Below are 15052 nucleotides of genomic sequence, written 5' to 3' on the forward strand. Positions count from 1 at the left end.
GGTGCACGATCCGGGTCACTGGTGCACGATCCGGGTCACTCGTGCCCTGCGCGCGCAAGGCATCAGTGTGCGAGATCGTGCACCAGCCGGGCCACTGAGCCGAACAGTCGGGCTACTGAGCCGAACAGTCGTCCCGCTCAGCCGGACAGGGCCGCGTCCACGACCTGCTGGGCGTCCTGCTGCACCTGGGCCAGGTGCTCGGGGCCCTGGAAGGACTCGGCGTAGATCTTGTAGACGTCCTCGGTGCCCGAAGGCCGCGCGGCGAACCACGCACTCTTGGTGAGCACCTTGACCCCACCGATGGCCGCGCCGTTGCCCGGAGCCTCGGTGAGGATGTCGGTGATCTCCTCACCGGCGACCTCGGTCGCCGTGACCGACTCCGGCGACAGCTTCTTGAGCTTGGCCTTGGCCTCCCGGTCGGCCGGGGCGTCGAGCCGGGCGTACGCGGGGGAGCCATAGGCCTGCGTCAGCTCGGCATACCGTTGCGAGGGGGTGGACCCGGTGGCCGCCAGGATCTCCGAGGCCAGCAGGGCCAGGATGAGCCCATCCTTGTCCGTCGTCCAGACCGAGCCGTCGTGGCACAGGAACGACGCGCCGGCCGACTCCTCGCCACCGAAGCCGATGCTGCCGTCCAGGAGGCCGGGCACGAAGTACTTGAAGCCCACCGGCACCTCCAGCAGGGTGCGGCCCAGCCCGTCGGCGACCCGGTCGATCATGCTCGAGGACACCAGCGTCTTGCCGACCGCCATCTGCTCGCCCCACTGCGGCCGTGCCCCGCCGTAGAGATAGTCGATGGCCACGGCGAGGTAGTGGTTGGGGTTCATCAGCCCACCGTCGGGGGTGACGATGCCGTGCCGGTCGGAGTCTGCGTCGTTGCCGGTGCTGATCTGGTAGTCGTCCTTGGCCTGGATCAGCGAGGCCATAGCGTTGGGCGAGGAGCAGTCCATCCGGATCTTGCCGTCGCCGTCCAGCGTCATGAAGCGCCAGGTGGGGTCGACCAGGGGGTTGACCACGGTCAGGTCGATCCGGTGGGCGTCGGCGATCGCCTGCCAGTAGTCGACACTGGCACCGCCGAGCGGGTCGGCGCCGATCCGCACCCCGGCCTCGCGCACCTTGTCCAGGTCCAGCACCCGGGGCAGCGCCGCGACGTAGTCGCCCATGAAGTCGTAGGTCTGCACGAGATCGCTTGCGCGGGCCCGCGTGAACGGGATGCGCGCCACCCCGTCGAGCCCGGCACGCAACAGCTCGTTGGCGCGGTCGGCGATCCAGCCGGTCACGTCGGCGTCGGCCGGGCCGCCGTTGGGCGGGTTGTACTTGAACCCACCGTCGCGCGGTGGGTTGTGTGAGGGAGTGACCACGATCCCGTCGGCCACGGCGGCGCCGGCGCGGTCCTCGTTGGCCGCCAGGATGGCCCGGGATACCGCCGGGGTGGGAGTGTAGCCGTCACCGGAGTCGACCAGGGCCGTGACCTCGTTGGCGGCGAGCACCTCCAGCGCGCTGGCCCAGGCCGGCTCGGACAGCGCATGGGTGTCCCGGCCGATGAACAGCGGCCCGTGGATGCCCGCGCCCTTGCGGTAGTCACAGATGGCCTGGGTCGTGGCCAGGATGTGCTGCTCGTTGAAGGCACCGTCCAGGGCGCTGCCCCGATGCCCGGAGGTGCCGAAGGCCACCTGCTGGGCCACGTCCTGCGGGTCGGGCACGGTGGTGTAGTACGCCGTGACCAGGTGCGCCACGTCCACGAGGTCCTCGGGGCGGGCGACCTGACCGGCGCGCTCGTGCGATGTCATCACTGCTCCTTGCTCGAGTAGGTCTCCGGCTCGGCTGCTGCGTCAGCGGCCTGCCTGGCCTCGGGGGTCAGCCACAGCACGCCGAGCGGTGGCAGCACCAGTGACGCGGAGTGCTGCTGCCCCTGGTGCGGCTCGTCCGTGGCCGTGACGACACCCATGTTGCCGACCCCGGACCCGCCGTAGGTGTCGGCGTCGGTGTTGATCGCCTCGCGCCAGCGGCCGCCCTGCGGCAGGCCGACCCGCACGTCGCGCGGGGCGCCGCCGAAGTTGGCCAGCGCCACCAGCACAGGGCGCTCGCCGTCCGCGTCCGGTGTGCCCCAGCGTAGGAAGGAGTAGGTGTTGCCTTCCGCATCGTCGGCGTCCAGCCACTGGAACCCCGACGAGTCGTGGTCGCGCTGCCACAGCGCCGGCGCCTCCTTGTATGCGGTGTTGAGGTCACGCACCAGGTCCGCGATACCCCGGTGCGCCGGCTGGTCGAGCAGCCACCAGTCCAGGCTGCGCCCGTCGGCCCACTCCGACTCCTGGGCGAACTCCGAGCCCATGAAGAGCAGCTGCTTGCCCGGGTGGCACCACATGAAGGCCAGGTAGGCGCGCAGGTTGGCCAGCTGCTGCCACCGGTCACCGGGCATCCTGCGCAGCAGCGAGCCCTTGCCGTGCACGACCTCGTCGTGGCTGATCGGCAGCATGAAGTTCTCCGAGAAGGCGTAGACCAGCGAGAAGGTGAGCTGGTGGTGGTGGTACTGCCGATGGACCGGCTCGTGCGAGATGTAGTCCAGCGAGTCGTGCATCCAGCCCATGTTCCACTTGAAGCCGAAGCCCAGGCCGTCGGCGTCGGTGGGCTTGGTGACCCCGGGCCAGGAGGTGGACTCCTCGGCGATGATCGTCACACCCGGGTGCCGGCGGTATGCCGTGGCGTTGGTCTCCTGCAGCAGCGCCACCGCCTCGAGGTACTCGTTGCTGCCGTAGCGGTTGGGCACCCACTCGCCGTCCTCGCGGGAGTAGTCCAGGTAGAGCATCGAGGCGACCCCGTCGACCCGCAGGCCGTCGGCGTGGAACTCCTCCAGCCAGAACAGCGCATTGGCGACCAGGAAGTTGCGCACCTGGGGCCGACCGAAGTCGAAGACGTAGGAGCCCCACTCGGTGTGCCAGCCCTTGCGCGGGTCGGGGTGCTCGTAGATGGGGGTGCCGTCGAAGCGGGACAGCGCCCAGGGGTCGGTCGCGAAGTGACCGGGCACCCAGTCCAGCAGCACCCCGATGCCGGCCTGGTGCAGCCGGTCGATGAGGAACTTCAGGTCCTCGGGACCTCCGAGGCGGGCGTCGGCGGCGTAGTAGCCGGTGACGTGGTAGCCCCAGCTCGGGCCGTAGGGGTGCTGCATCACCGGCATCAGCTCGACGTGGGTGAAGCCGAGCTCGCTGACGTAGTCGACCAGCTGGTCGGCGAGCTCGCGGTAGGACAGCCCCTGGCGCCAGGAGGCCAGGTGCACCTCGTAGACGCTCATCGGCGCGCTCACCACTGGGGTCTCGTCGCGCCGCGTGACCCACTTCTGGTCACCCCACTCGTGCGTGGACTCGGTCACGATGGAGGCTGACGACGGTGGGGCCTCGGCGGCGCGCGCCATCGGGTCGGCCTTCATCACCCGCTGCCCCTGCGGCGTGGTGATGTCGAACTTGTAGCGCGTGCCGACACCCGCCCCCGGGACGAAGATCTCCCAGATCCCGGAGGAGGCGAGCATCCGCATCGCGTGGGTGGAGTTGTCCCACTGGTTGAAGTCGCCGACGATGTTGATCCCCTGGGCGTGCGGGGCCCATACCGCGAAGGACGTGCCCTCGACCGTGCCCAGCGGTCCGTCGTAGCGGCGCACGTGCGCGCCGAGCACCGTCCACAGCTGCTCGTGCCGGCCCTCGTTGATCAGGTGCTGGTCGATCTCGCCGAGGGTGGGCAGGAACCGGTAGGGGTCGTCCTGCAGATGGGCCACCCCGTCGTCCCAGGTCACCTCGACCCGGTAGTCGCTGACCTCGTCGGTGTCCAGCACCGCCGTCCAGATGCCCGAGGTCTCGTGCTCCATCGGCACCCGGCGCTCGCCGGTGAGCACCAGCGCCACCGAACGGGCCAGGCGTCGCACGATGCGCACTGTCACACCCCCGTCGTGCGGGTGGGCACCCAGCAGCCCGTGTGGGTTGCCGTGCCGTCCCTGCAGCAGCGCTTCCACCTCGTGGTCGGGCAGCGGACGGGCCTTCGGGGTATGCGGTGCGCTCACCATGATCTCTTCCGTCGGTCGGGCGTGGGTCGGGTCGGTGCTGGGGGCGGCACGTCGGTGCAACAGCGACGTGATGGCCGTGCGGGGGATGGCGACCCAGGAGGGCCGGTTGCGCGTCTCGTAGACCACTTCGTAAAGCGCCTTGTCCAGCTCCAGGGCGTCCAACAGCGCGCTGACGTCGTCCAGGTCGGTGCCGCTGCGCTGGGCGTAGCCGTCCAGGAAGGCCCGGCGCGCGTTCCGGGCCCACGCACCGCGGTCGAGCCCGTCGTGCTCTTGGGCCAGCGAGCCGGCGACGTAGTCGAAGGAACGCACCATGCCGGCGACATCGCGCAGGGCGAGATCGGGCAGGTTGCGCTCGGCGAGCGCGCGCAGCGGCTCGCCCTCGAAGTCCAGCAGCACCCACCCGCGATCGGGCACGTCCAGGACCTGACCGAGGTGGTAGTCGCCGTGGATGCGCTGCAGGTCAGGCCAGTCGCCCGCCGCTGCCTGCGCGTAGACCTCGAGGATGGCGTCGCGATGGGCTGCCAGCTCGGGTGCCTCGGCGAGGGCGGTAGCGCATCGCTCACGCCACTGCTGCACCAGGGCGGCCTGCTGCTCCGCGCCGACCGGGCTGGTGCCCAGGGCCTGTGCCAGGCTCAGGTGGACCTCGGCGGTGGCCTCCCCGAGCGCGGCCGCCCGGGTGGTGAAGTCGGCGTCGTCCTGCGCGGCGAGCAGGGCGGTGCGCCAGGCGTCCTGCACCCCGGGCAGGAACTCCTGGGCGAACGCCAGGTGACCCGCGGCCGTGCTGCCGTCCGGTCCGCTCCAGCGTCCCTCGACATACCCCAGCGGTCGGGGCACCAGGGTGGAGCCGGCCCCCGCCAGGGCGCTCTGCACCGTGACGTCGGGGTTGTCGCCGTCGTGGAGCACACGGAAGATCTTGACGATCAACGGCGGACCGTCGGCGGGATCCACGATGACCGAGGTGTTGGACTGCTCACCGGACAGCACCCGTGCGTGGTGCACGACCGGCCGCGCGGACGTGGTGTGCACCGGATGACCGGTCAGGGTTCCGGAGTCCCGCGTCCGGTCCGACCCGGCCTGCGCTCCGTCATGGACCAGGTCGAGCAGGGCCTGCGCGAAGACGGGGTCCTGGCAGCCGTCGTAGATGTAGCGCGTCCCGAGCTCGCTGTGCTCGGTCTCGGCGACCAGCGCGGCCCGCAGCCCAGGCTCCGGAGCACTGCGGTAGGTCAGCGGCACCTGGTAGACCACGGGTGTCGGTCCCGCCTCGTCGGCCACCAGATGGACCTCCACCCCCACCTCGCCGGCGGGGTCCTGCAGGCGCATGCTGTCGATCCGGCGCAGCCGGGGCGTCCGGCCCTTGCCGGTGAACCAGCGGCGGGTGGCCATCCAGGAGGGGAGGAACTCCTCGAACATGGGGGTCAGCGTGGCCATCAGGCGTCCTCGTCGGGGGTCAGGCCGAGCCAGAAGAAGTCGCGCGTGCCCATCGTCAGCACGACGGTGCCGTCCGCGTCGACGTCAGGGAAGCCCTGACCGCCGAAGAGGTCGATGGCCAGGGCCCCGTGCAGCCGAGCCGGCAGGGTGATCCGGGCCGCCTGCGGTCGGGAGGACAGGTTGTTGACGCACAGCACCGCGGGATGGCCCTCCCGGCGCTCCTGGTCATCGACCGGCAGCATCCGGACGAAGGCCAGCACCGCGGGGTTGTCGGCCTCGCACAGGACGAACTCCCCGACGCCGAACACCTCGTGCGAGGCACGCACGTGCAGCATGCCCCGGGTCCAGTGCAGCAGGGAGGACCCCGAGGCCATCTGGGCCTCGACGTTGACGTTGTTGTAGTGGTGGACCAGCGAGGAGACCACCGGCAGGTAGAGCTTGCCGGGGTCGGAGGTGGAGAAGCCGGCGTTGCGGTCGGGGGTCCACTGCATCGGGGTGCGCACCGCGTCGCGGTCCTCCAGCCAGATGTTGTCGCCCATCCCGATCTCGTCGCCGTAGTACAGGCACGGGGAGCCGGGCAGGCTCAGCAGCAGCGCGTTGATCAGCTCCAGCTCGCTGCGCGAGTTGTCCAGCAGCGGCGCGAGCCGGCGGCGGATGCCGATGTTGGCCCGCATCCGGGGGTCGGGGGCGTACCAGCCGTACATCGCGGCGCGCTCCTCCGTGGAGACCATCTCCAGGGTGAGCTCGTCGTGGTTGCGCAGGAACGTGCCCCACTGGGTGCCCTGGGGGATGGCCGGGGTCTCGTTCATCACCGTGATGATCGGCTCGGCCGTCTCCTCGCGCAGCGCGTAGTAGAGCCGCGGCATGACGGGGAAGTGGAAGCACATGTGGCACTCCGGGGCATCCGGGGTGCCGAAGTAGTCGACCACCTCGGCCGGCATCTGGTTGGCCTCGGCGAGCAGCACCCGGCCCGGGTACTCGGTGTCGACCATCGCGCGCAGCCGGGCCAGGAAGGCGTGCGTGTCCGGGAGGTTCTCGCAGTTGGTGCCCTCCTCCTCGAACAGGTAGGGCACGGCGTCCAGCCGGAAGCCGTCGATGCCCATGTCCATCCAGAACCGGACCACGTCGAACATCGCCTGCTGGACGGCCTCGTTCTCGAAGTTCAGGTCCGGCTGGTGGGAGAAGAACCGGTGCCAGAAGAACTGTCGCCGCACCGCGTCGAAGGTCCAGTTGGAGACCTCGGTGTCGACGAAGATGATCCGTGCGTCGGCATACGCGTCGTCGGTGTCGGACCAGACGTAGAAGTCGCCGTAGGGGCCCTCGGGCTCGGAGCGGGAGGCCTGGAACCACGGGTGCTGGTCGGAGGTGTGGTTCATCACCAGGTCGGTGATCAGCCGGATGCCGCGGGCGTGCGCCTGGGAGATCAGCTCCTGGAAGTCCGGCAGGGTGCCGAACTCGGGCAGCACCGAGGTGTAGTCGGCGACGTCGTAGCCGCCGTCGCGCAGTGGCGAGGCGTAGAACGGCGGCAGCCAGATGCAGTCCACGCCGAGCCACTGCAGGTAGTCCAGCCGGCCGATCAGCCCGGTGAAGTCCCCGGAGCCACTGCCGGTCGAGTCGTCGAAGGCCCGGACCAGGGCCTCGTAGAAGACCGCCTTACGGAACCAGTCAGGGTCGTGCTTGAGCCCGGGCTGGTAGAGGTTGAGACCGCGAACCATCAAAACCTCCGCACATGCACGATGTGGACGGGCTCGGTGCCGATGCCCAGGCGGACGAAGACGTGCTCGCCCCAGTGCCACTGCTCACCGGTGATCAGGTCCTGGGCGATGAAGCCGTCGCCCCAGCTCAGACCCAGGGCGGGCATGTTGAGGTGCACGGTGCTCTCGCGCAGGGCGTGCGGGTCGAGGTTGGCGATCACGATCACGGTGTCGGACGCCGATCCGTCGTCGGCCCCGCCGCCCCGCTTGGAGAAGGCCAGGAAGCTCTCGTCGTCGCAGGCGTGGAAGGTGATGTTGCGCAGCCAGTGCAGGCTGGGATGCTCCCGGCGGATCCGGTTGAGCTTGGTCAGGTAGGGCGCGAGGTCGACCCGGTGGCGGCGCTCGGCAGGCTCGTCACTGCGGTCGGCTCCGGGGGCGTCGAGGTCCCAGCGACGGTCCTTGAGCTCGTACTTCTCGTTGTCGATCTGCTCCTGGGCTCCGGGCCGGGCGACGTTCTCGCAGTGCTCGTGGCCGGCGTAGATGCCGTAGGTCGGCACCAGGGTGGCGGCCAGCGCTGCCCGCAGGGTGAACGCGGTCGGACCCCCGAACTGCATGTAGGGGGTCAGGATGTCGTGCGTGGTGGGCCAGAAGCTGGGGCGCATGTAGGCCGCGCTCTCACCCGCCAGCTCGGTGACGTACTCCCGCAGCTCCCAGGCCTCGTTGCGCCAGGCGTAGTAGGTGTAGGACTGCTGGAAGCCGACCTTGCCCAGCGTGTGCATCATCGCCGGGCGGGTGAAGGCCTCGGCCAGCCAGATCACCTCGGGGTGGTCGACCGCCACGTCGGCGATGAGCCACTGCCAGAACTCCACCGGCTTGGTGTGCGGGTTGTCGACCCGGAAGATCGTGACCCCGTGGTCGATCCACACCTGGACGACCCGGCGCATCTCGGCATACGCCCCGGGCGGGTCGTTGTCGAAGTTGAGGGGGTAGATGTCCTGGTACTTCTTGGGCGGGTTCTCCGCGTAGGCGATGCTGCCGTCGGCGCGGGTGGTGAACAGCTCCTGGTGACTGGTGGCCCACGGGTGGTCCGGTGCCGCCTGCAGGGCCAGGTCGAGGGCGACGTCCAGGCCCTCGGCGCGGGCGCGCTCGACGAAGGCGTCGAAGTCGTCGAAGTCGCCCAGCTCGGGGTGCAGCGCATCGTGCCCACCCTCGGCGGCGCCGATCGCGTAGGGCGATCCGGGGTCGTGCTCGTCGGTCTCCAGGGTGTTGTTGCGGCCCTTGCGGTTGGTGCGGCCGATGGGGTGCACCGGGGTCAGGTAGACCACGTCGAAGCCCATCCCGGCGATGGCGGGCAGCCGCTGCGCGGCCGTCGCGAAGGTGCCGCTGGTCCACAGCCCGGTGTCCGGGTCCTGCGTCGCGCCTTCGGACCGCGGGAAGATCTCGTACCACGCGCCATACAGGGCCAGCGGCCGCTCCACCCACCAGGTCAGCTCCGGTCCCGGGCTGACCATGTCACGCAGCGGGTATGCCGTGAGCAGGCTGTGCACCTCCTCACCGGTGCCGGCGGCGAGCCGGGCGCCCGACGGGCGGCTGGAGTCGCGCAGCGCGGTGACCGCGTCGGTGAGCAGGGTGGTCTGGGCCGCGTCACGCGGCACCTCGTCGCGGGCCCGCTCCAGCACCCGGGCCCCCTCCTCGAGCATCAGCTCGACGTCGACCCCGGCCTCGACCTTGATGGTGGCGTCGTGGTGCCAGGTGCCGTAGGGGTCGGACCAGCCCTCGACGCGGTAGTGCCAGGTGCCGGTCCGGTCGGCGCTGACCTGGGCTGACCAGTGGTCGAGCCCGGCGCTGCGCAGGGTCATCGGCACCTGCTGCTCCGAGCCGTCCGGGTCGGTGAGCACGACGGTGGCGTTGACAGCGTCGTGACCCTCGCGGAAGACGGTCGCCGTGACGTCGAATGTCTCGCCGACGACGGACTTGGTGGGGCGGGCGCCGCCGTCGACTGACGGGCGGACATCCTGGACCGGGATGCGGCCGATGGGACGCTGGCCCAGCGGGCGCAGGACGGTGCGATCGATGGCAGGGGAGTCAGCGCGCGATGTCACGGCCCCGACGCTACCGGCTCCGCCGGTCTTGGGCGAAGAATGCCGAGTTGGTCCCGGATTCCCCTATCCTTCGCCGAGTGAAAGCAATCCGCAGGCTGCACGTCCGTGCCGTGCTCCCCTCCGCCCTGGCCCCCCTGTCCGACCTCGCGCTGAACCTGCGCTGGTCCTGGCACCCCCCGACTCTCGACCTCTTCCGCAGCATCGACCCTGCGCGTTGGGACAAGGTGCAGCACGACCCGGGCGCCATGCTGAGCAGTCTGAGTCCGCAGGACATCGACCGGCTGCGCGGGGACGCCGACTTCGTGGCCTCTGTCGAGCGAGCTGCGGCGGGACTGCATACCTATCTCACCGAGCCGCGCTGGTACCAGCAGCAGTCGGGGGAGTCCGCGGACGGGCCGCTGCCGGAGTCGATCGGCTACTTCTCCCCGGAGTTCGGGATCGCGGCGGCGCTGCCGCAGTACTCCGGCGGGCTGGGCATCCTGGCCGGCGACCACCTCAAGGCGGCCTCCGACCTCGGTGTGCCGATCACCGGGGTGGGCCTGTTCTACAAGAGTGGCTACTTCCGGCAGCGGCTCAACGCCGAGGGCTGGCAGCAGGAGTCCTACCCGCTGCTGGACCCCGACGACCTGCCGCTGTCGATGCTGCGCGAGGACGACGACACGCCGGTCGTGATCGAGCTCGCGATGCCGGGCGGCGGCCGGCTGCAGGCGCACGTGTGGCGGGCCCAGGTCGGCCGGGTGACGCTGCTGCTGCTGGACTCCGAGGTGGAGACCAACGACCCGGCCCGGCGCGAGCTGACCAACCGGCTCTACGGCGGCGGCGGCGACCAGCGGCTGGAGCAGGAGATGCTGCTGGGCATCGGCGGCGTCCGGGCGGTGCGCGCCTGGTCGCGCCTGTCCGGAGCTCCCGAGCCGGACGTCTTCCACACCAACGAGGGGCACGCCGGCTTCCTCGGGATCGAGCGGATCAGCGAGCTGAGTACCCGACACGGGCTGTCTTTCGGTGAGGCCCAGCGCGCAGTGCGCGCCGGGACCGTGTTCACCACGCACACTCCCGTCCCGGCCGGCATCGACCGCTTCGGCGCCGACACCATCCGCAGCCACTTCGGGGGAGCCTGTGAGCTGCCCGGGGTGCCGTTGGGCGAGCTGCTGTCCCTGGGCGCCGAGACGTACGAAGGAGGCGCCGAGGGCATCTTCAACATGGCCGTGATGGGCATGCGGCTGGCGCAGCGCGCCAACGGCGTCTCGGTGCTGCACGGCGAGGTCAGCCGGGGGATGTTCGCCGGGCTGTGGCCGGGCTTCGACCGTGCCGAGGTGCCGATCGGCTCGATCACCAACGGCGTGCACGCCGGCACGTGGGTGGACCGCCTGGTCATCGACCTGGCCGTGCGGCACCTGGGTGCCGACGCGCTGCGCTCGGGCGAGGTCTGGTCCCGGGTCGGCGAGGTGCCCGCGGCCGAGCTGTGGGCGACCAAGCGGGAGCTGCGTGAGCAGCTCGTCGCCGACGCACGAGCCCGGCTGCGCAAGTCGATGAAGCGCCGCGGCTCCTCACCCGCCGAGCTGGGCTGGGTCGAGGACGTGCTCGACCCGGACGCCTTGACCATCGGCTTCGCCCGGCGCGGTGCGACATACAAGCGGTTGACCCTGATGCTGCGCGACCCCGAGCGGCTCAAGCGCATCCTGCTGGACCCCGACCGTCCGGTGCAGCTGCTCATCGCGGGCAAGTCGCACCCGGCCGACGACACCGGCAAGGCGCTGATCCAGGACATGGTGCGCTTCACCGACGACCCGGAGGTCCGGAGGCGCATCGTCTTCCTGCCCAACTACGACATCGCGATGGCGCAGCGGCTCTACCCCGGCTGCGACGTGTGGCTCAACAACCCGCTGCGGCCGTTCGAGGCCTGCGGCACGTCCGGGATGAAGGCCGCGCTCAACGGTGCGCTCAACCTGTCGATCATGGACGGGTGGTGGGACGAGTGGTTCGACGGTCAGAACGGTTGGGCGATCCCGACCGCCGACGGGGTGGAGGACGCCGAGCGGCGCGACGACCTGGATGCGGCCGCGCTCTACGACCTGCTGGAGAGCTCGGTCGTGCCGACCTTCTACGACCGGGACGCAGCCGGCATCCCCACCCGATGGGTGGAGATGGTGCAGCACACGCTGGGCACACTCGGGCCCAAGGTGCTGGCCGACCGGATGGTGCAGGACTACACGAAAGCGCTCTACGTGCCGGCCGCCCGGGCGGGCTGGGCGGTGCGTGATGCCGACTACGCGGGAGCTCGCGACCTGGCGGGCTACGTGGCGCGGGTGCAGGCGCACTGGCCGCACGTGCGGATCGACCACGTCGAGGCCGAGGGGGTGGGCGACACCCCGCAGATGGGCGACACGGTGCAGGTGCACGCCTACCTCGCGCTCGGTGAGCTGCAGCCGGCCGACGTGCGGGCCCAGATGATCTTCGGGCGGGCCCGGGCCAGCGACGAGCTCACCGACACCGAGGTGTTCGAGCTGACCCACGCGGAGTCCTACGAGGGCGGGCGGCACCGGTTCACCGGCGACCTCAAGCTGGCGCGGACCGGCTCGTTGGGCTGGACGGTGCGCGTGCTGCCGACGCACGAGCGGCTCACTGGCGTCGCGGAGCTGGGGCTGATCGCCCACCCTTGATTTGCCCGAGGCGCGCTCGGCTGCCGCGACGAAACTGTTCGCCGGACTGCACGATGGATGACCCGCAGGGCGCACGGTCCTACACGTTGACCAGCGAGGCGCCCACGGGGGATGGCTGGTTGCTCTCCGTGCTCGTCTCCGTCCCCGGTGAGGACTCGGGGGTCACGCCCATCGAGCCCCTGGCCAAGCTGGACTCCTATCCGGTCGTCGGGCAGGAGCTCGCGAAGATCTACGAGGAGGACTACGCCCTGCAGCTCAGCTCGGTCTACCTGTGCGCCCAAGGGGCGGCCCAGGGGTCCAGGCCGATCGTGGAGACCGATCAGCCGGCGTCCGCAGACAACTCGTGGAAGTGGGCCGGTGCGGGTGTGGTCGCGCTGGCCGGTGGCTTGACCTTCCTCGGCTCAGCGCGTCGGCGTCGCGTGGAGTGACCCGTCGCCCGACGGCGCCAGCAGGACCAGGCTGGTTGCCGGGACGCAGCTGATCTGCTCCGTTGCCGCGATGCCCGTCGGGAGGGTGTCGGCGCTGCTCCACAGCAGGTGCCACGGCGGTCGCGAGGTGGTGTTGTCCGCAGTGGGCAGCACCACCTCCGCGTCAGCTCCGCCGCCATTGACCACCAGGAGGACGGGCTCGGCCGGGAAGCTGTCGTGGGTGGTGTCGAAGAGTGCCTGCACGATCCGGCGACGCGGGTCGTGCCACTGCTGCTCGGTCATCACCGCCCCCGCCTCGTCGAACCAACGCAGCCGCACCCGACCGGGCACCGGCTCGAAGGTGGGGAACTCGCGCGGCCGCAGCACGGCATACCTCGAGCGCAGCGCGACCAGCCCGCGCACGTCCGCCAACAGCTCGACCTGCCAGTCGGCCAGGGCCCAGTCCATCCAGGACGTCTCGTTGTCCTGGCAGTAGGCGTTGTTGTTGCCGCCCTGGGTGCGCCCGAGCTCGTCGCCGGCGGTGAGCATGGGCACCCCGGGGGAGAGCAGCATCGTGGCCAGCAGGTTGCGCAGGCTGCGGTGCCGGGTGGCCAGCGTCTCCGTGTCGTCGCTCACCCCCTCGACGCCGTGGTTCCACGACCGGTTGTCGCCGTGGCCGTCCCGGTTGCCCTCGCCGTTGGCTTCGTTGTGCTTGCGCTCGTATGCCGTGAGGTCGGCCGCGGTGAAGCCGTCGTGGGCGGTGACCAGGTTGACCGCCGCGATCGGCCCGCGGTCGCCCCCGCCGAACAGGTCGGGGGACCCGGCGATCCGGGTGGCCAGGTCACGCACCCCGTGACCGCTCTCGCCGGAGAGGTCGCGAGCGACGTCGCTGAGCCAGAAGGTGCGCGCGGTGTCGCGGAAGCGGTCGTTCCACTCGGCGAACGGCGGCGGGAACTGCCCGGTGCGCCACCCGTGCACCCCGATGTCCCAGGGCTCGGCGATGAGCTTGACCCGGGAGAGCACCGGGTCGGTGCGCAGCGCGACGTGGAAGGCGTGGTCGCGCTCGTAGGCGTCGTCGCGACCCCTGGCCAGCGCCGGGGCGAGGTCGAATCGGAAGCCGTCGACGTGGAAGGTCTGCACCCAGTGCCGCAGCGAGTCCAGCACCATGGCAGCGACCATCGGCCGGCGTAGGTCGACGGTGTTGCCGCACCCGGTCACGTCGACATCGTGGCCGGCCTCGTCGAGCCGGTAGTAGGTGGCGTTGTCCAACCCGCGCCATGACAGCGTGGCCCCGTCGCGGCCGGACTGCTCACAGGTGTGGTTGTAGACGACGTCCAGGATCACCTCGATGCCCGCGCCGTGCAGCACCTTGACCGCGCCCTTGACCTCCTCGACCACGCCCTGCGGGTCCTGCGCCGCGGCATACCCGGCGTGCGGGGCGAAGAAGCCGAGCGTGTTGTAGCCCCAGTGGTTGACCAGGCCACGGCGGATGACCTCGGGCTCGGACGTGAACGCGTGCACCGGAAGCAGCTCGACCGCGGTCACACCGAGGCGGGTGAGGTGCTCGATGGTGACGGGGTGGGCGAGCCCGGCATACGTGCCCCGCAACGGCTCCGGTATGCCCGGGAGCAGCTTGGTGAGGTTGCGCACGTGCACCTCGTAGATGACCGACTCGGCAAGCGGTCGGTGTGGCGGCACGTCGCCCTCCCAGTCGAAACGCTCGTCGACGACGACGCACCGCGGGACGAAGGGTGCCGAGTCGCGGTCGTCGCGTAGGCCGAGGTCGCCCGCGAGCTCGACGCCGACCTGGTGCCCGAACACGTCGGGAGCGAACGTGACATCGCCCTCGATGGCCCGCGCGTAGGGGTCAACGAGGAGCTTGGCGTCGTTGTAGCGCAGCCCCCGCTCCGGTTCCCACGGTCCGGCGGCCCGCACGGCGTACCGCTGCCCGGACGTCACCCCGGCGAGATGGCCGAACCAGAAGCCGTGAGCCCTTTCGGTGAGCGGCACCCGGCGTTCGGACGCGCCCTCGCGGTCGCCGGCATCGAAGAGGCAGACGTCCACCGCGTCCGCATGCCCGGCGTAGACGCAGAGCTCGACGCCCCCTTCCACCAGCGTGATCCCCGGCCGTGGGGGGAGGTCCCGCAGCGGTCGCGGAGGCGGCGGGGGGGACATGCCGACAGCGTATGTGGCGGTTACGGTGTCTCCATGGGTGATGGAGCATGAGCGACCCGACCAGCCTGCCGAACTTCCCGCCGCCCGCTGACGAGCACCCGCTGCGCGGCCGCGTGCTCGACGTCCTGGGCGACCTCGGACTGGGCCCGAACATCGACGCCGACGGCGACGTGGCGTTCACGATCGGGGAGCCGGCGCAGCAGATGTTCGTTCGCTGTCAGGACGGCGACTGGCCGGTAATGCGGATCTTCGGTCAGTGGCTCATCGGCGAGCAGGTCCCGAACGACCCGACGCAACGTCTGCAGCGGTGCAACGACTTCACCCTGCAGCTCAACCTCGCCAAGGTGGGCATCGCCAACGACAACCTCGTCGTGAGCGTCGAGCACGTCGTACCCCTCGGTGGTGACATCTCCTCGCTCTTCCAGATCAGCGTCAACCTGATCATGGAGGTCGTCCAGATGTGGCACGCGTCGTTCCTGCCTCCCCCCGAGCAGCCGGAGACGGACTCGTCGGGCGACTACCGTCCACGGCACCGGCC

General features: G+C 70.6%; 8 protein-coding genes. 3 read left to right on the forward strand and 5 right to left on the reverse strand.

Annotation, left to right across the window (positions count from 1 at the left end; all coding sequences use genetic code 11):
- Window positions 1-137: 137 nt before the first annotated feature.
- The 4 genes from pgm to ACR2FV_RS11255 are packed head-to-tail and all read right to left on the reverse strand — an operon-like array spanning window position 138 to window position 9272.
- Window positions 138-1787 (reverse strand): phosphoglucomutase (alpha-D-glucose-1,6-bisphosphate-dependent), encoded by a 1650-nt coding sequence (gene pgm / locus ACR2FV_RS11240; RefSeq protein ID WP_434015785.1) that lies wholly within the window; start codon window positions 1785-1787, stop codon window positions 138-140.
- Entirely contained in the window at window positions 1787-5476 is a 3690-nt protein-coding gene (gene glgB / locus ACR2FV_RS11245) for a 1,4-alpha-glucan branching protein GlgB (protein ID WP_434015786.1), read from the reverse strand. Before glgB ends, pgm begins: the two co-directional genes overlap by 1 nt.
- The gene (gene treS / locus ACR2FV_RS11250; RefSeq protein WP_434015787.1) at window positions 5476-7191 is read right to left on the reverse strand and encodes a maltose alpha-D-glucosyltransferase; all 1716 of its coding nucleotides are present in this window, start codon (window positions 7189-7191) and stop codon (window positions 5476-5478) included. Before treS ends, glgB begins: the two co-directional genes overlap by 1 nt.
- The gene (locus ACR2FV_RS11255) at window positions 7191-9272 is read right to left on the reverse strand and encodes an alpha-1,4-glucan--maltose-1-phosphate maltosyltransferase (RefSeq protein ID WP_434015788.1); all 2082 of its coding nucleotides are present in this window, start codon (window positions 9270-9272) and stop codon (window positions 7191-7193) included. The genes treS and ACR2FV_RS11255 overlap by 1 nt, the downstream gene beginning before the upstream one ends.
- Window positions 9273-9349: 77 nt before the next feature.
- Between ACR2FV_RS11255 and glgP the strand changes: the two genes are divergently transcribed.
- Together glgP and ACR2FV_RS11265 are read left to right on the forward strand one after the other, a co-directional pair.
- Window positions 9350-11932 carry an alpha-glucan family phosphorylase gene (glgP, locus tag ACR2FV_RS11260; protein WP_434015789.1) on the forward strand — a complete coding sequence of 861 codons (2583 nt, stop codon included), beginning with the start codon at window positions 9350-9352 and terminating at the stop codon, window positions 11930-11932.
- Between the two features lie 53 nt (window positions 11933-11985).
- Entirely contained in the window at window positions 11986-12360 is a 375-nt protein-coding gene (locus ACR2FV_RS11265) for a hypothetical protein (protein ID WP_434015790.1), read from the forward strand.
- On the opposite strand, the gene glgX is transcribed toward ACR2FV_RS11265, so the two are convergent.
- Entirely contained in the window at window positions 12334-14514 is a 2181-nt protein-coding gene (gene glgX / locus ACR2FV_RS11270) for a glycogen debranching protein GlgX (protein WP_434015791.1), read from the reverse strand. The genes ACR2FV_RS11265 and glgX overlap by 27 nt on opposite strands.
- A gap of 47 nt (window positions 14515-14561) precedes the next feature.
- On the opposite strand from glgX, the gene ACR2FV_RS11275 reads away from it, so the two are divergent.
- Window positions 14562-15052, forward strand: a 491-nt coding sequence (locus ACR2FV_RS11275) for a hypothetical protein (RefSeq protein WP_434015792.1), incomplete at its 3' end; no start/stop codon positions are given.

It is taken from the genome of Ornithinimicrobium sp., assembly GCF_051004135.1.
GTDB lineage: Bacteria > Actinomycetota > Actinomycetes > Actinomycetales > Dermatophilaceae > Ornithinicoccus.